This window comes from Bradyrhizobium sp. MI1.11, from assembly GCF_055811255.1.
The window spans coordinates 1-14312 of record NZ_JBVVPM010000098.1; the positions used below are offsets into that span (position 1 = coordinate 1).

The following is a 14312-nucleotide window of genomic DNA, read 5'->3' on the forward strand; positions in this document are numbered from 1 at the left end:
CGAAAGGCGTCCCGCGGCGGCATCGCGCCGAGCGGGCCGCTGCGATCGCCCATGTCGCGCAAAATCTCTACGGCCGCGGCGAGCGCACCCTCGGCGTGATGCCGCTCTACCACACCATGGGCGTCCGCTCGCTACTGGCGATGTCGCTGATCGGCGGCAGTTTCGTCTGCCTGCCGCGCTATGACAGCCGCCAGGCGCTGGCGCTGATCGAGCAGGAGGCGATCACCAATCTCTATCTGGTGCCGACGCTCTATCACGACCTCGTCCACCACGACGCCTTTGCCGGGACAGACGTCTCGAGCGTGCGCAAGCTCGGCTTTGCCGGCGCGTCGATGACCGATGGACTGCTGAAGAAGCTGAACGAGGCGTTCAAGCCGAACCTGTTCGTCAATCACTACGGCAGCTCCGAGATCTACACCTTTACGATCGACCAGAATGCGGCGGCAAAGCCGGGGTCGGCGGGCAAGGCGGGGCTGAACCAGCACATCAAGGTCGTGCGCATCGGCGCGCGATCGGTCGCGGAGCTTGCGGCCGTCGGCGAGGAGGGCGAGATCATCGCGACGCTTGCCGGCGATGAAGCCTTCGAAGGTTACTGGCGCCGTCCGGAAGCTGATGCCAAGACGCTGCGCGAAGGCTGGTATTTCACCGGCGATACCGGCTTCGTCGATCCCGACGGCGACCTGTTCGTCACCGGGCGGGTCGACGACATGATCATCACCGGTGGCGAGAACGTCTCGCCGGTCGAGATCGAGAGCTGTCTGTCGCTGCATCCGGCGGTCGACGAGGTCGCGGTGGTCGGAATCGCCGACGAGAAATGGGGCAAGGTCGTCGCGGCTTTCGTGAAACGCAACCGTCCGGTGTCGGATGTCGAGCTCGAGCAGTTCTGCCGCACCTCTGGCCTCGCCAATTTCAAGCGGCCGCGCCGCTACGTCTTCGTCGACGCGATTCCCAAATCGCCGGTCGGCAAGCTGCTGCGGCGACTGCTCGTTGCCGGAGAATACGAGGCCGAGCGCCTGCCGCCGTCGGACGCCGCCTGATCATCACGCACTCAACAGAAGGAAGCCAACATGCCGTCACCCTACACATTCGCCGATGCCCGGCTCGCCAAGCTCGACGGGTTCAAGGTCGAGATCGACGAGGCGCATGAGCGCGCCGACATCATCCTGGGCCGTCCGCCATACAACATCGTGGCAATGCCGCAGCGTGACCAGCTGCGGCTGACCTTCGAGACGCTCGACGAGGATCCGCGCGTCCGCATCATTGTGGTGCGCGGCGAGGGCGAGCATTTCTCCAGCGGCGGCAATATCGGCGGCTTCATGGAGGCGAGCCCCGAGCACGTCTCCAAGCTCGCCTGGAACATCGCAGCACCGGCGCGCTGCGCCAAGCCCGTCATCGTCGCCAACCGGGGCTATTGCTTCGGCGTCGGCTTCGAGCTGTCACTCGCCTGCGACTTCCGCATCGCGTCGGAGACCACGCAATACGCATTGCCGGAGCAGAAGCTCGGCCAGATCCCGGGTTCGGGCGGTTCGGCGCGGCTGCAGAAGATGGTCGGCATCACCCGCACCAAGGACATCGTGATGCGCTCCAAGCGCATCCCGGCCAAGCAGGCGTTCGATTGGGGCATCGCGACGGAATGCGTGCCGGACGCCGAGCTGGAGAAGGCGACCGACAAGCTGGTCGACGAGCTCCGCACGTTCTCGCCGCTGGCGCAGCGCACGGCGAAAAAACTCCTCAACGACACCGAGGATTCGACGCTCGCCATCGCCATCGAGCTCGAGGGCCATTGCTACAGCCGCCTGCGCCAGTCGGAGGACTTCAAGGAAGGCGTCGAGGCCTTCAACGCCAAGCGCCCGCCGAAATTCGCCGGCCGCTGATACGCGGGAAGAACTGCCGCGGTTCGCAATGGCGCGGACCGCGGCTCTATCAAAACGGGGGAGGTAAAACAACATGGCTGAGATGGATATGCCGGTCGCGGGTGCGCGAAGCTCGGCGGACAACAAGCAGATGGTCAATGCGATCATCGCCTCGGTGCTCGGATGGGCGCTCGACCTGTTTGATTTGTTCATTCTATTATATGTCGCGCCGGTCGTCGGCGCGCTGTTCTTTCCATCGAGCAATGCGGCGCTGTCGCTGGCCGCGGTCTATGGCTCGTTTGCCGTGACGCTGTTGATGCGGCCGCTCGGCTCGGCGGTGTTCGGTCACTATGCCGACGTGCACGGCCGCAAGCAGGCCATGCTGATCGCGATCGTCGGTGTCGGCATCAGCACGGCGGCCTTCGGCCTGCTGCCGACCATCGCGCAAGTCGGCGTGATCGCGCCGGTGATCTTCCTGATCCTGCGCCTGGTGCAGGGCATCTTCGTCGGCGGCGTCGTGGCGTCCACCCACACCATCGGCACCGAGTCTGTGCCGGCGCACTGGCGCGGCGCGATGTCGGGACTGGTCGGCGGCGGCGGCGCCGGCATCGGCGCACTGCTGGCGTCCTTCATCTTCCTGATTACGTCCTCGATCTTCCCGGGCGATGCCTTCGCCGTGTGGGGTTGGCGCTTCATGTTCTTCTCCGGCTTGCTGAGCTCGCTGCTCGGCTGGTTCATCTTCCGCAATCTCGAGGAGTCGCCCTATTTCAAGGAGCTCAAGCGTCAACAGGGCAACAAGCAGGCGAAGGTCTCGAAGGCACCGGTCAAGGACGTGTTCTCGGGCGAGTATCGCGGCGTGCTGCTGGTCAATTTGCTGATCACCTTCGGCGGCGGTGCCGGCTACTATCTGACCTCGGGCTATCTGCCGAGCTTCCTGAAAGTCATCAACGCGGTCCCGAACCAGACCTCGTCGCTGATCCTGATGGGTGCCAGCGTCTCGGCGTTCTTCTCCGCCGTGCTGGTCGGTGCGCTCAGCGACCGCATCGGCCGTAAGAAGACGTTCCTGATCATCGGCGTGTTGGCAGCGGTGCTGCTGCCGCTCTGTTATCTCAATCTGGCTGCTACCAAGGACACGACGCAGATCACGCTCTATGCCTTCGCCATCGCCTTCATCGGCAATGCCGGCTACGCACCGGTGCTGATCTTCCTAAACGAACGTTTCCCGACAGCGTTGCGCGCGAGCGGCACGGGCCTGTCCTGGAATATCGGCTTTGCGCTGGGCGGCATGATGCCGACTTTGGTCTCGCTGGTCAGCGGCAGCGCTGCGGAGATTCCCCTGTCGCTTGCCTACTTCGCGGCCGGCGTGTTTGTGATCTATCTCATCGGTGCGGTCGTGATCCCCGAGACCAAGGGCAACTTCCGCTGAGCAAGCTCGGCGCGTCCGATCGCAGGCCGCAATCTGCTCGACAGTGTTTGCGCGTTGCGGAATGGCATTATGTAGATAAACGACCACAACAATCTGTTTGCCGGGGGCAGCGGGGGGCTGTCGCCGCAGCGGACCAGGCCAGCTTCATGGTTATGAGGCGCGGAACGACTTTATCGAGATCAAGCACGCTATCGGAATTTCGGAGTGGTCTAGAAGCGGCGACCTCGTCGGACAACGCTACCTCAAGACCTTGTCAGTTCAGCCGCGCCTTGCACGGCCGACAACGGTTGGCCGGCGCTTCCTTCGATCTTGAGCTTGCGCTCCATAAAATCGAGAAACGCGCGCAGACGTCGCGACTCCTTGCGCTTGCCGAGAAATGTCGCACTGACCTGTAGTGACGGACTTTCCCAGTCAGTGAGCACGCGAACCAGTCGTTTGGCTCTTACATCGTTCTGACACATGATGTTCGGAAGAATGCCAAGTCCGACTCCACCGATTACGAGTTCGCGTGCCACGCCGATATGATTCACGGAGATCCGTCCGACAACGTCGATCACCTTGACACCAAGCCCGCTGCGGAAATTCCAGACGCCTTCGGCGCGCTGATGTTCGGTCACGATGCAATCGAAGCGCTCGAAATCGTCGACGCTGAGGGGAACGCCTCTTCTTTCCAGAAACGACGGGCTCGCATAAACGCCACGCGTAATGCTTGCCAGGTGGCGGATGCCGCCGTGCGTCTCGGGAAGAGTGCCCAATTGCACGGCCACATCGTAGGGTTCGACCGATACGTCGATCCACCGGCTGTTGGCGTCAATCACGAGGTGGATGTCGGGATAACTGACGGCGAATGCGGCGATTGCGCTGCTTAACCAGCCGGTGCCGAAATCCACGGGCATGCTGACCCGGAGCATTCCCCGCAGCTCGGTTTGCATTCGCGTTGTTCCGAGACCCGCTTCCTCTATCTCGGCGGCGATGCGTTCGCAGTGCTCGTAGAGAGCTTGGCCGATGTCGGTCACTGCAAGCTTGCGGCCTCCCTTTTTGAAGAGGACGGCTCCGAGCTGATCTTCCAGAAACATCAGCTTACGGCTGACTGTGGATTTTGGAATATCGAGCTTTCTCGACGCGCTGCTGATGCTGCGCGCATTGACGACCTCGAAGAACAGCAGGAGGGCGTTCAGGTCCAATTTTCTGGTCATAGCCTGCATTCCTCCCACCCCGGGGATCCCATTCCATTTCGTCCCATATTTGGAACGGCATGGGGTCGAAAATGCGCTATCGTCCCGACTTTGGCAAGCATAGGGTCAATTCAAGGTTCGGGCCGAGATCGGATTTGGTCTTTCCGGACCAGGGCGCAGCGAAGCCAAAAAGCAAAAAAAGACGCGGTCCACGCACCGATCCGGGAGGAGACAATGGCGCACCTTTCTAGGCGAAACTTACTCGCCGCTGCGGCCGCGAGCTCATTTGCGTTGCCATCATCCATCCGGCACGCGCTGGCAGCTGCGGATATTCGGGTGCGATGGGCATCGCTGCAACCGGGTTTTACGGTACTGCCGGTCCAGTACATTCTCGCCAACGACCTCGGCAGCAAGAACGGTCTCTCCTTTCCTGATCCGGCTCCGTATACGGCCGTGTCGACCTACTACAACGACTTCGTCGCTGGAAACTACGACGTCTGCATTGGGAGTTGGGATACCTTCGCTGCCCGCTACCAGGCCGGCGTGCCCATCAAGTACCTCTGTACGATCACCGACGCCAACATGATCGCTCTGTTGGCGCCCAAGGGCGGCGTCGACAACGTGTCTCAGCTCAAAGGCAAGACGATCGCGGCCCTGCAGTCGACCGGTACCTATCGCATGGTCAAAGCCCTCATCAACGAGGCGTTCGCATTCGACATCGAAAAAGAGGCGACGATCCAGAACGTCGACAATCCTGCCGCGTCGGTGACGCTGCTGATGGCCGATCGAGCTGACGCGGCCTTGTCGTGGGAGCCCAACATAACGACCGGTCTGATGAAGAAGCCTGACTTACGTGTGATCTTGAAGGCGGGCGACGTCTACAAACGGCTCTCTGGCGGGCTGGAGCTACCCTATTTTGGCGTGGCGATCCGGAAGGAATTAGCCGATGCCAGTCCTGGTATCGCAGCGAAGGTCAGCAAGGTCTTCGAAGATTGCCTCAGCGGCATCAACGCGAATACGACGAAGGCCGTCGATTTGTTCGGCAGCAAGACTGGCATTGCGCCAGATACGCTCAAGGAGGCCATGAGTTCGAAGCGGCTCGCTTTCAACTACCGGCCTATGAGCGATGACCTTTCGAGATCGTCGATACTTCTTGCGAGCGAGTTTCTAGCGCGCAACGGCCTGCTGACCAGGCCGGTCGATCAAAACTTCTTTGCCGCCTGACCAAACATGACGGAAAGACGGATGTCCATTGCGGTAGAAGCCGATCGAACCTCGCCTCCGGAGCGCTCAGTGGCTGCGGAACTCGTTAAGCCGCTGGCCGGAGTGGCCGCAGCGCGGAAGAATCCTGAGGGAAGACGCGATATTTTCGCGACGTGCGTTGTTGTCATTGTCCTTCTTGCCGCAATGGAAATCACCAGCCGCTTCGTGCCGGACTACATCATGCCGTCGCCCGTGACCGTCTGGAACGCGGCAAGGAAGCTGTTCTTTTCGGATCCCTACCACGTTGCCGTCACACTCGTCCGTCTCACCATTTCCGTCACGATTGCGATGGTTGCTGGGGTGTTGATCGGTCTCGCGATGGGAATGTTTTCTTCCGTTCGCCCATATCTGAAGGCCATTGTCGTTATCGATACCGGTATTCCCGCGCTGTCGTGGATGCTGATCGCGGTGTTCTGGTTCAAAAATCCGGAATCACGCATTTTCTTCATTCTTCTCGTCATCCTGCTGCCGTTCTACGCTCTCAATGTCTACGAAGGCGTACGCGCGTTACCGAAGGAGCTCGTCGACATGATCGAGAGCTTCCGCCCGTCGCGTTGGCAGGTGCTTCGCTATCTCATTCTCCCGCACATTGTGGCCTACATTTTCCTTACCACGAAATCGGTGATCGGCTACGCGATCCGGATGGTGATCTTCGCCGAACTCGTTGCATCCGCGGTTGGCATCGGCGCGCGAATGAATCTCGCCCAGTCGACATTTCGGATCGATCAGGTGCTGGCATGGACCTTCTTCCTCGTGATCCTGAACCTGCTGTTGCAGGCATTCGTGAACGGACTGGAAAAGATCTCTCTGAAATGGCGTACGGAGGCGACGGTAAGATGAGCGAAGAAGCTCTCATTGAGGTTCGCGACGTTACCAAGACGTTCGGGAACTATCTGGCGGTCGATAACCTTTCGATGAGTGTCCGCCGGGGCGAAATTGTCGTTCTTCTCGGGCAGACCGGTGCTGGAAAAAGCACGGTCCTGAATTTGATCATGGGTACGACGTGCCCGAACTCCGGTCAGATCCGGGTGGCCGGCTTCGATCCCTATGCGTCCTTCAAAGCGCTCAAGGGACGGCTTTCGGTCAGCTTCCAGACCGACAGGCTCTTGCCGTGGCGGACGGCAGTTGAGAACGTCGAATTGGGTCTTCTTATTCTGGGAAACTCCAGGTCACAGGCACGGGCGTGCGCCAGAGAGTGGCTTGCGCGGGTCCGTCTCGAGGCTGCCGACGACAAATATGTCCATGAACTTTCGGGAGGTATGCGGCAGCGCGTCTCGCTTGCCCGCGCGCTCGCCATCGACCCCGAAATCGTGTTCCTCGACGAGTCGTTCAGTCAGCTCGACCATGTGACGTCGAAAACGTTGCGCCGCGACTTTCTTCAGATAGCGCGCGAATTTCGAAAGACCTGCTTGCTGATTACGCACCGGATTGACGACGCACTCGAAATGGCCGACCGCGCGCTCGTGTTGAGCCCTCCAGCCAGGGTCGCGCTCGAGGTTCAGATCAGCGACGAAGCGAGGTGTGACCCACGCAAGACCGCCGAACTTCACGCGCAGATCGCATCGGCGATGGGTGGTGAATCACAGACCGAGCATTGAAATCATCGGAGACGAAGAGACATGAGCTACCAGGATGTCATCCTCAACCGCGAAAACGGCTGGGTCGAAATTGCGATCAACCGACCTGACAAGCTGAATTCGCTTCGCGAACAGACGGCCGACGAGATCCTCGCGACACTCAATGAAGTCGAGCACGACAGGAGCGTACGCGCAGTCATTTTGCTTGGCAGCGACGAGGCATTTTGCACGGGCATCGACACCAGCGAGTTCCAGATTGAGAAAAACGGGTATTTTGATTTTTACCGATTCCGGAAGAGGACCCGGAAGGTGAATCGGCTGTTCAAGGACATCGGTGGTTTCACCAAGCCGCTGATAGTCGCTATCGAAGGGTTCGCGTTGGGCGGCGGTCTCGAGCTCGCGCTCGTCGGAGACATCATAGTCGCCGGCGCGAACGCAAGATTCGGGCTGCCCGAGATCAAGCTCGGAATGATGCCCGGTGGTGGCGGCACCCAGACGCTCCCACGGTTAATAGGCAAGCCGCTTGCAAAGGAATTGATGTGGACCGGCAGGCGGATCACCGCCGCAGAGGCCGAGCGTTACCGTATCGTCAATCACGTCACCGAGCAGGGGAAGGCGCTGGAAAAGGCTCGCGAAATCGCGAAAAGCATCAGCGACAACGCGCCGATCCCGGTGATGATGACCAAGTCCGTGATCGACCGTGGCATCGACATGTCGCTTGCGGACGGCTTTGACGCCGAAGGTGACGCTTCCTTCCTGCTTTACTTCACCAAAGATCGCGACGAAGGGCTGAAGGCTTTTCGTGAAAAGCGATCGCCAGAATTCCGCGGAGAGTGACATGACTGCGAAGAAACGCGACATCGTAATCGCCGGCTATTCGGAGACGGCGATCGACTTCAAGACCGGACGCAGCGCGTTCGATCTTGGAGGCGAGGCGTTGGCCAAGCTTCTCGCCGCAACCGGCATTTCAAAGGATGTCATCGACGGCCTCTCCGTGACCACTCCACTGAGCGAATGTCCCAATCCGTTCTTCGCCGTCTACATGACTGAGGCATTGGGCCTTACGCCGACCTGGCTCAACTACGGCGGAACCGGCGGATGCTCGGCGACCGGGGGCGTTGCCCGCGCGGCATCCGCCATTCGCGACGGACATTGCGAGGTCGTCGTCGTTCTGTCCGCGGACGCTCCAAGCACAGCGTGGCGTGCAAACTACGGAGCCTACCGTTCCGAATTCCAGGATCCGCCCGGCGTCCAAGGCCCGCCGGCGACCTTCGGGCTTCTGATGAGCAGGTATGACCATCAGTTCGGAATCAAGGCGGAAGCGCTGGGAAAGATCGCGATTACGCAGCGAGAACATGCTCTCCACAACGAGAACGCCTACGCAAAGTTCAAGACGCCGATTACGATGGCAGACTATGAAAAATCGCGCGTCATTGCCGATCCGCTGCGTCTCCTCGACTGCGTCATGTTTTGCGACGGCGCGAACGCGTTTCTCGTAACGACAGAAGAAAGGGCTCGCAGCCTCGGGATCACCAAAATGGCATTTCCAACGGCCTATGCCGAGGTGACGAATTTCAACGGCAGTAAGCCGCTCTCGGAAATCACCGAGACCGGCTTCTCGGCGATAGCGCCGAAGGTCTTTAAGCAATCAGGCCTGACAGCGGAGGACATTCGCATGTTCCAGCCTTATGACGACTTCACCATCGCCGTCATGATGAAGTTCGAGGATTTCGGCTTCTGCAAGCGTGGGCAGGGCAGCGACTTTATCCTCGATACTGATCTCTCGCACAAGGGAACGCTGCCGCTCAACACCGGAGGAGGCCAGATCTCGGCCGGTCAGCCCGGACTTGCCAGCGGGGGGCTCAATCTGGCCGAGGCAGTTCGACAATTGTTTGGCGAAGGTGGTGGACGCCAGGTGGCAAATCCGAAGAACGCGCTGGTGACCGGCATTGGCGTGATTCCCTATGCGCGGAACTGGGGTACCAGCGCCGCTATGATTTTGGAGGCATAAAATGGCTGATGAAAAGACGGGACGTCCCGTCCCGAAGCCTTCAGTTTACGTTGACACCAAGCCGTTCTGGGATGGAGCCAAGGCAGGCAAACTGGTGCTGCAGTACTGCAAGGATACCGGCCAGTTTCAGCACTATCCGCGCCCGGTGAGCATCTTCACTGGCAGCCGGAATTTGGAATGGCGCGAGGTGGCCGGTAAGGGCACGATCTATGCCTGCACCGTGATCCGCGTTCCCGGCCCCGGTCTCGACGGCCGACTTCCCCTCTCGGTCGCAACCGTCCAGCTCGACGAAGGCGTGCGCATCCTTGGCAACGTCCTGAACAAGGACGCCGATGCGGTCAGAATCGGCCAACGCGTCGAAGTGGCGTGGGATCGGCTTTCTGACGACGTCCAGTATCCAGCCTTTAACGTCGTTTGAGGCATTCAATATGCGCCTGGAAACTATACTTAACGCGCAAGGCGTGCGTCACCCTGACAAGATTGCTTTGGTCTGCGGCGACGAACGGCTCACCTACCGGGATCTCGACCGTAGAATCCGGTGCGTCGCGAGCGGTCTTCGGTCGCAAGGCGTCGGTCCGGGCGATCGAATCGTCGTGTTTCTTCCCAACGGCATCGAGATCGTCGAACTATTCTATGCGGCATTCTCGGTAGGCGCGATCGTGATCCCGGTCACGACGCGGCTGACGCCGCATGAATTGCAGCACATCTGTTCCGACAGTCAGCCCTTGGCGATTGTTTTCGAAGGGGGCGACGCGTCCATCTCCGAAGTTCTGCAGGCAAATCCGGATGCGGTCTGGATCACCACGGGAAGGGGCGTGGAGGGCGCGGTCGAATATGCGGAGCTTAGAAACGCGGAACCCGGTCCGTTGCCGCGACTGTCGATCGAATCGGACGACGCAATCATAATGTACACTTCGGGGACGACCGGAAAACCGAAGGGAGCGATCTTAACGCACTCGAATGTTGTTGTTCAGCATTGTTTCATAAACGCCGTCGAATGGGGAATTTCGAGCGGAGACCGCTATCTTGTGACGACGCCGCTCGCTCATCGGACCGGCTTTGCCCGGCTCGCCAATTCGCTGGCGCTCGGCGGAACGCTCGTCGTCATGAAGAAGTTCGATTCGCGTGAAACCGTCGACACGATCGAGAAAGAACAGATCACCGTCGTCGGTATGGTCCCGACGGTATGCCGGATGCTACTTCCCGAGATCAAAGACGATCCTTCGCGCTGCGCATCGCTGAGGCGCATCGTCGTGACGGGCGAAGCGTTCCCGGTCGAACTAAAGAGACAATTTCTAGCACTGCTGCCGGACGTGCGGCTGGTGTCGTTTTTTGCCATGACTGAGGTCGGAGGAGTAACCTCGCTTTCACATGAAGAGCAGTTTGATCACGCCTCCTCGATCGGCCGACCGACCCCAGGCGTTGAGATTCAGATCGTCGATGATGCAGGTATCGAGGTCAAGACCGGTGAGCCGGGTGAACTACTGGTGCGCGTAGGGCAGCCGGGCCGGTATTCCGTGATGCGGGGTTACTACAATCGGCCCGACGAGACAGCAAACACCATCAAGGACGGGTGGATTCATACCGGCGACATCGCCAAGGCGGACGACGACGGCTATCTCTATATCGTCGATCGCAAGAAGGATATGGTGCTCAGCGGCGGCTTCAATATCTATACCAAGGAAGTCGAGCAGGCCCTGCTTCAAAATCCTGAGATCGCCGATGCCGCTGTCATCGGAGTGCCCGATGCCATCTTCGGAGAGGCGGTCGCGGCCTTTGTCGAGCGCTGTCCAGGCGCAAGCCCGACACCTTCGTCAGTTGTCGAACACGTGCGTAGCCTGGTCGCCGGATATAAGAAGCCCAAGTACGTAATCGTAGTCGACGCGCTACCGCGAAATTCTCTAGGTAAGGTCCTCAAACGATCTTTGCGGGATCAGGCAGCTGGCGTCGTCGCCAGCGTCGGGTCCCGGGAAAAAAGCGCCTAGAGCCTCAACCACGAAAAGTGTTATCTCCGAGACGCAGGAACAGGGGGATTTATGGGGGCGGGGCAGGAACTTGCTACTCGGCGCCGGGCTCGGCCCGTTGAACTAGCGGCAGCAATTCTTTATCGTAACTGACGCCATCCTAACGAGGCCTTCTTAATCTCCTTCAGATCGATACCGCCGCTGCCGATTCACAACAGACGCGATAATCCCAGTATCTGGAGCCGCCGATCTGGTCCGGAAGGGAGGTCGTCGCCGCGGCAACCATGCCACCGCTCGGTGCGAACGTCAGCGCCTTGAGCGTGATCAGTGACCGCAGAACCGCCTCCGAGTACGGTCCAGCCGCTTCGCTGCGGCTCGACCAATCGTGCGAGGGCCTGCTTGGAAATCCTTGCTTGGGAGAAGCGGGAGCTGTCGGCGCGAGTGGTCGTTGGATCTGCGACTTAGATTGCGCAGGCTTTCATTGGCTAGATCTATCTCAAACTTCCCCATGATGGATTGGACCGAGAGTTTAATTTTTTCAAATGGTTAGAAGGCGGCGTGTGCACCACGTGTGCACCGGGAGATCAAGAAAGATATATTTACGGCAAGCGTGGGCGATCACTCCTTGATTGAATGTGACGTCTGCAGAAGCTCAGGCGGCTTCGAGCCCCCTTGGCGCTTCCGATTTTCACAGCGGGTGAATCTACCTGCGAAGTTTCTGAGAGGAGCTGACTCTTAATTAGGCACTCGGTCAGGACTTTGGGGTGCTTACGTCAAGACGGCTGCAGGCATGATCTCATTTCCTCGCCAGCTGTCGTTCTCGTCGAGGAATGCCGCAATGAAATCGCAACGAATTTGAGCGAAACGAACGTGAACAGACGCGAGCGACGGGGTTCCCGGACGGAGTCAATCTTTCGTCGCGCCATAGACGTTCAATTTTGCGGACGAAGCTGTTTATTGTGCCGCCGCCGCTACGCTCCTGATCCCGACTGGCGGCACATCAAGTAAGCCCAGCAACGACGATCATCGTCGTCGTCAACTAGCGCCGAGTGTCCTGCGTGAACTCGCTATAGCAGCTTGTCCAATGTTATCGGCAGGTCGCGAATACGACGGCCTGTTGCATTGAAGATGGCGTTTGCTACCGCCGCGCCAACTCCTGTGATGCCGATCTCGCCGATGCCACGTGCGCCCATCGGTGCGTGCGGATCGGGTATGTCGGTCCAGATCACCTCGATCTCGGGTACGTCCATGTGCACCGGGATATGGTACTCGGCGAGGCTTGGATTCATGATGCGCCCGAGCCGCTCGTCGAACTGCGTCTCCTCCATCAACGCAAGGCCGATGCCCATGATGATGCCGCCGCGGAACTGGCTGGCTGCTGTCTTGGGATTGAGAATGCGACCGCAGTCAAACGAGCCGAGGAAGCGGCGCACCCGTATCTCCCCGGTTACCGCGTTGACAGCGACCTCGCAGAACATGGCGCCGTGGCTGTGCATCGACCAATGCTGCGACTCGAGCGGCGGCGGCGCGGTGCCCTCGACCACCAGTTCGTCCAGCTGCGCACGTGCCAGGATCGAGGCGTAGCTCTCGTGCCGGCCCGGCTCGTCTAGCTTGGCAAGACCGCCGTTGAAGCCACCCACTTCGTCCGCCGTCAGCCCGGCAAGTGGCGTATCGTTGCCCGCAAGCTTGAGCAGTTCTACCACCAGCTCGCGATGTGCGGCGATGACCGAGAAGCCGATCGAGGCGGTCTGTTGCGCGCCGGCCCCCCGTACCACCCCGGGCTGGAAACTGTCGCCATAGCAGAAATCAACCTTGTCGAGCGGCAATCCAAGGCGGTCGGCGATCACCTGCGTGTGGGCCGTCATGGTCCCCATGCCCATCTCGTGCGCGGCGATCTCGACTGTCACACCGCCGTCGCGTGACAGCGTCATGCGCGCTGCGCCGCCCGGCTCGCGGTAATAGGGGTAGGTCGCGGTGGCTACGCCCATGCCGATCTGCCACTCGCCCTCGCGGCGGCTGCCCGGCGCACCGCGCTGCGACCAACCGAACCGCTCGGCACCGTCGCGGTAGGCCTTTTTCGTATCGCGCTGCGATGGCGGCGCGCCGGTCAACGGATCCGTCTCTGGCTCGTTCTTCAGGCGCAGTTCGATTGGGTCCATGCCCATCTTCACCGCGAGTTCGTCGATCGCGCTTTCCAGCGCGAAGGTACCGACCGCTTCGCCGGGCGCGCGCATGAAGGTACTGGCCAGCATGTCGACATAGGCGACTTCGAGGTGGAACTTGAGGCTGCCGCAGGCATAGGCGCTCATCACCGGCAGGATGAACGGCTCTGCCATTGCTTTGTGCGGGCTGACCGCCACCGTCCCGGTATGGACCAGTGCGTCAAAGGTGCCGTCCGCCTGCGCGGCGATCGCGACGCGCTGCTCGGTCGAACCCCGGCCGCCGACGATGCGGTAGACGCCTTCGCGCGACAGCATCATCCGCACCGGATGCCCGGACAGCTTGGCCGCCGCCGCGGCGAGCATCTGATGCCACCACAGGCACTTGCCGCCAAAGCCGCCGCCGACGAACGGCGAGGTGACGCGAACCTGTTCTTCCGCGATCCCGAACGCATGGGCGAGGCTCCAGGCACTGTGCGCGACGAGCTGCGAGGCGTCGTGAACGTGCAGCGTATCCCCCTCCCACGCGACCGTGCAGGCGTGCAGTTCGATCGCGTTGTGGTTCTGGCGCGGGCTCGTGTAGCTGATGTCGACCTTGTACGGCGCGGCGGCCAGCGCCTTGTCCGTATCTCCGCGCTCCATCTTGAGCGGCCGGCCCCCGACCTGGCCGGTCTCCGTGCCTTTGGCCTTGGCTTCGGCAAAGGAGGTGACCGAAGCCTCGGTCTCATATTCGAAGCGGAGCAGCGATCTGGCGTGATCGGCCTGTTCCTGCGTCCGGGCGAGCACCACAGCGATTGGCTGCCCGCTGGCGGATTCAAACGGTCGTCGCAACACCAGTTACTTTCACTCATAACAGAAGATCGTCAAGCGCCTCCGCCGGCGTT

12 protein-coding genes and 1 pseudogene are annotated in these 14312 nt (G+C 60.5%); 10 read left to right on the forward strand and 3 right to left on the reverse strand.

The window, feature by feature from the left end; genetic code table 11:
* The 3 genes from AC0L30_RS41030 to AC0L30_RS41040 all read left to right on the forward strand — a co-directional run.
* The coding region (locus tag AC0L30_RS41030) for an AMP-binding protein (protein ID WP_473406637.1) at window positions 1–1037 on the forward strand (1037 nt) is incomplete at its 5' end.
* A gap of 30 nt (window positions 1038–1067) precedes the next feature.
* Window positions 1068–1874, forward strand: coding sequence for an enoyl-CoA hydratase/isomerase family protein (locus AC0L30_RS41035; RefSeq protein WP_473406638.1), 807 nt, complete (start codon window positions 1068–1070; stop codon window positions 1872–1874).
* Between the two features lie 73 nt (window positions 1875–1947).
* Entirely contained in the window at window positions 1948–3279 is a 1332-nt protein-coding gene (locus AC0L30_RS41040) for an MFS transporter (protein ID WP_473406639.1), read from the forward strand.
* 242 nt (window positions 3280–3521) lie between these two features.
* Here AC0L30_RS41040 and AC0L30_RS41045 read toward each other — a convergent pair whose 3' ends face one another.
* Window positions 3522–4475, reverse strand: a complete 954-nt coding sequence (locus AC0L30_RS41045) for a LysR family transcriptional regulator (protein ID WP_473406640.1) — start codon at window positions 4473–4475, stop codon at window positions 3522–3524.
* Between the two features lie 90 nt (window positions 4476–4565).
* Between AC0L30_RS41045 and AC0L30_RS41050 the strand changes: the two genes are divergently transcribed.
* From AC0L30_RS41050 to AC0L30_RS41080, 7 genes are read left to right on the forward strand one after another with little or no spacing between them, the layout of a single operon-like run.
* Complete coding sequence (locus tag AC0L30_RS41050; protein WP_473406641.1) at window positions 4566–5678, forward strand: ABC transporter substrate-binding protein; 1113 nt, start codon at window positions 4566–4568, stop codon at window positions 5676–5678.
* A gap of 21 nt (window positions 5679–5699) precedes the next feature.
* Window positions 5700–6557, forward strand: coding sequence for an ABC transporter permease (locus tag AC0L30_RS41055; RefSeq protein ID WP_473406642.1), 858 nt, complete (start codon window positions 5700–5702; stop codon window positions 6555–6557).
* On the forward strand, window positions 6554–7315 hold the full coding sequence (locus tag AC0L30_RS41060; protein WP_473406643.1) for an ABC transporter ATP-binding protein: 762 nt from the start codon (window positions 6554–6556) through the stop codon (window positions 7313–7315). Before AC0L30_RS41055 ends, AC0L30_RS41060 begins: the two co-directional genes overlap by 4 nt.
* A 21-nt stretch (window positions 7316–7336) precedes the next feature.
* Complete coding sequence (locus tag AC0L30_RS41065) at window positions 7337–8131, forward strand: enoyl-CoA hydratase/isomerase family protein (protein WP_473406644.1); 795 nt, start codon at window positions 7337–7339, stop codon at window positions 8129–8131.
* Window position 8132: 1 nt separating this feature from the next.
* On the forward strand, window positions 8133–9305 hold the full coding sequence (locus AC0L30_RS41070) for a thiolase family protein (protein WP_473406645.1): 1173 nt from the start codon (window positions 8133–8135) through the stop codon (window positions 9303–9305).
* Window position 9306: 1 nt separating this feature from the next.
* Complete coding sequence (locus AC0L30_RS41075; RefSeq protein WP_473406646.1) at window positions 9307–9723, forward strand: Zn-ribbon domain-containing OB-fold protein; 417 nt, start codon at window positions 9307–9309, stop codon at window positions 9721–9723.
* A 10-nt stretch (window positions 9724–9733) separates the two neighbouring features.
* Entirely contained in the window at window positions 9734–11290 is a 1557-nt protein-coding gene (locus AC0L30_RS41080) for a class I adenylate-forming enzyme family protein (RefSeq protein ID WP_473406647.1), read from the forward strand.
* 193 nt (window positions 11291–11483) lie between these two features.
* Here the strand turns inward: AC0L30_RS41080 and AC0L30_RS41085 are convergent.
* Window positions 11484–11627: pseudogene (locus AC0L30_RS41085) on the reverse strand (glycoside hydrolase family 15 protein); the annotation flags it as partial.
* A gap of 709 nt (window positions 11628–12336) precedes the next feature.
* On the reverse strand, window positions 12337–14217 hold the full coding sequence (locus AC0L30_RS41090; protein WP_473406648.1) for a xanthine dehydrogenase family protein molybdopterin-binding subunit: 1881 nt from the start codon (window positions 14215–14217) through the stop codon (window positions 12337–12339).
* Between the last annotated feature and the right edge of the window lie 95 nt (window positions 14218–14312).

What these genes read in the sequence shown, in the direction of transcription:
- AC0L30_RS41070 (WP_473406645.1), top strand. Translation starts at nt 8,133, where the DNA reads ATGACTGCGAAGAAACGCGACATCGTAATCGCCGGCTATTCGGAGACG.
- AC0L30_RS41080 (WP_473406647.1), top strand. Translation starts at nt 9,734, where the DNA reads ATGCGCCTGGAAACTATACTTAACGCGCAAGGCGTGCGTCACCCTGAC.
- AC0L30_RS41035 (WP_473406638.1), top strand. Translation starts at nt 1,068, where the DNA reads ATGCCGTCACCCTACACATTCGCCGATGCCCGGCTCGCCAAGCTCGAC.
- AC0L30_RS41045 (WP_473406640.1), bottom strand. Translation starts at nt 4,475, where the DNA reads ATGACCAGAAAATTGGACCTGAACGCCCTCCTGCTGTTCTTCGAGGTC.
- AC0L30_RS41075 (WP_473406646.1), top strand. Translation starts at nt 9,307, where the DNA reads ATGGCTGATGAAAAGACGGGACGTCCCGTCCCGAAGCCTTCAGTTTAC.
- AC0L30_RS41055 (WP_473406642.1), top strand. Translation starts at nt 5,700, where the DNA reads ATGTCCATTGCGGTAGAAGCCGATCGAACCTCGCCTCCGGAGCGCTCA.
- AC0L30_RS41040 (WP_473406639.1), top strand. Translation starts at nt 1,948, where the DNA reads ATGGCTGAGATGGATATGCCGGTCGCGGGTGCGCGAAGCTCGGCGGAC.
- AC0L30_RS41060 (WP_473406643.1), top strand. Translation starts at nt 6,554, where the DNA reads ATGAGCGAAGAAGCTCTCATTGAGGTTCGCGACGTTACCAAGACGTTC.
- AC0L30_RS41065 (WP_473406644.1), top strand. Translation starts at nt 7,337, where the DNA reads ATGAGCTACCAGGATGTCATCCTCAACCGCGAAAACGGCTGGGTCGAA.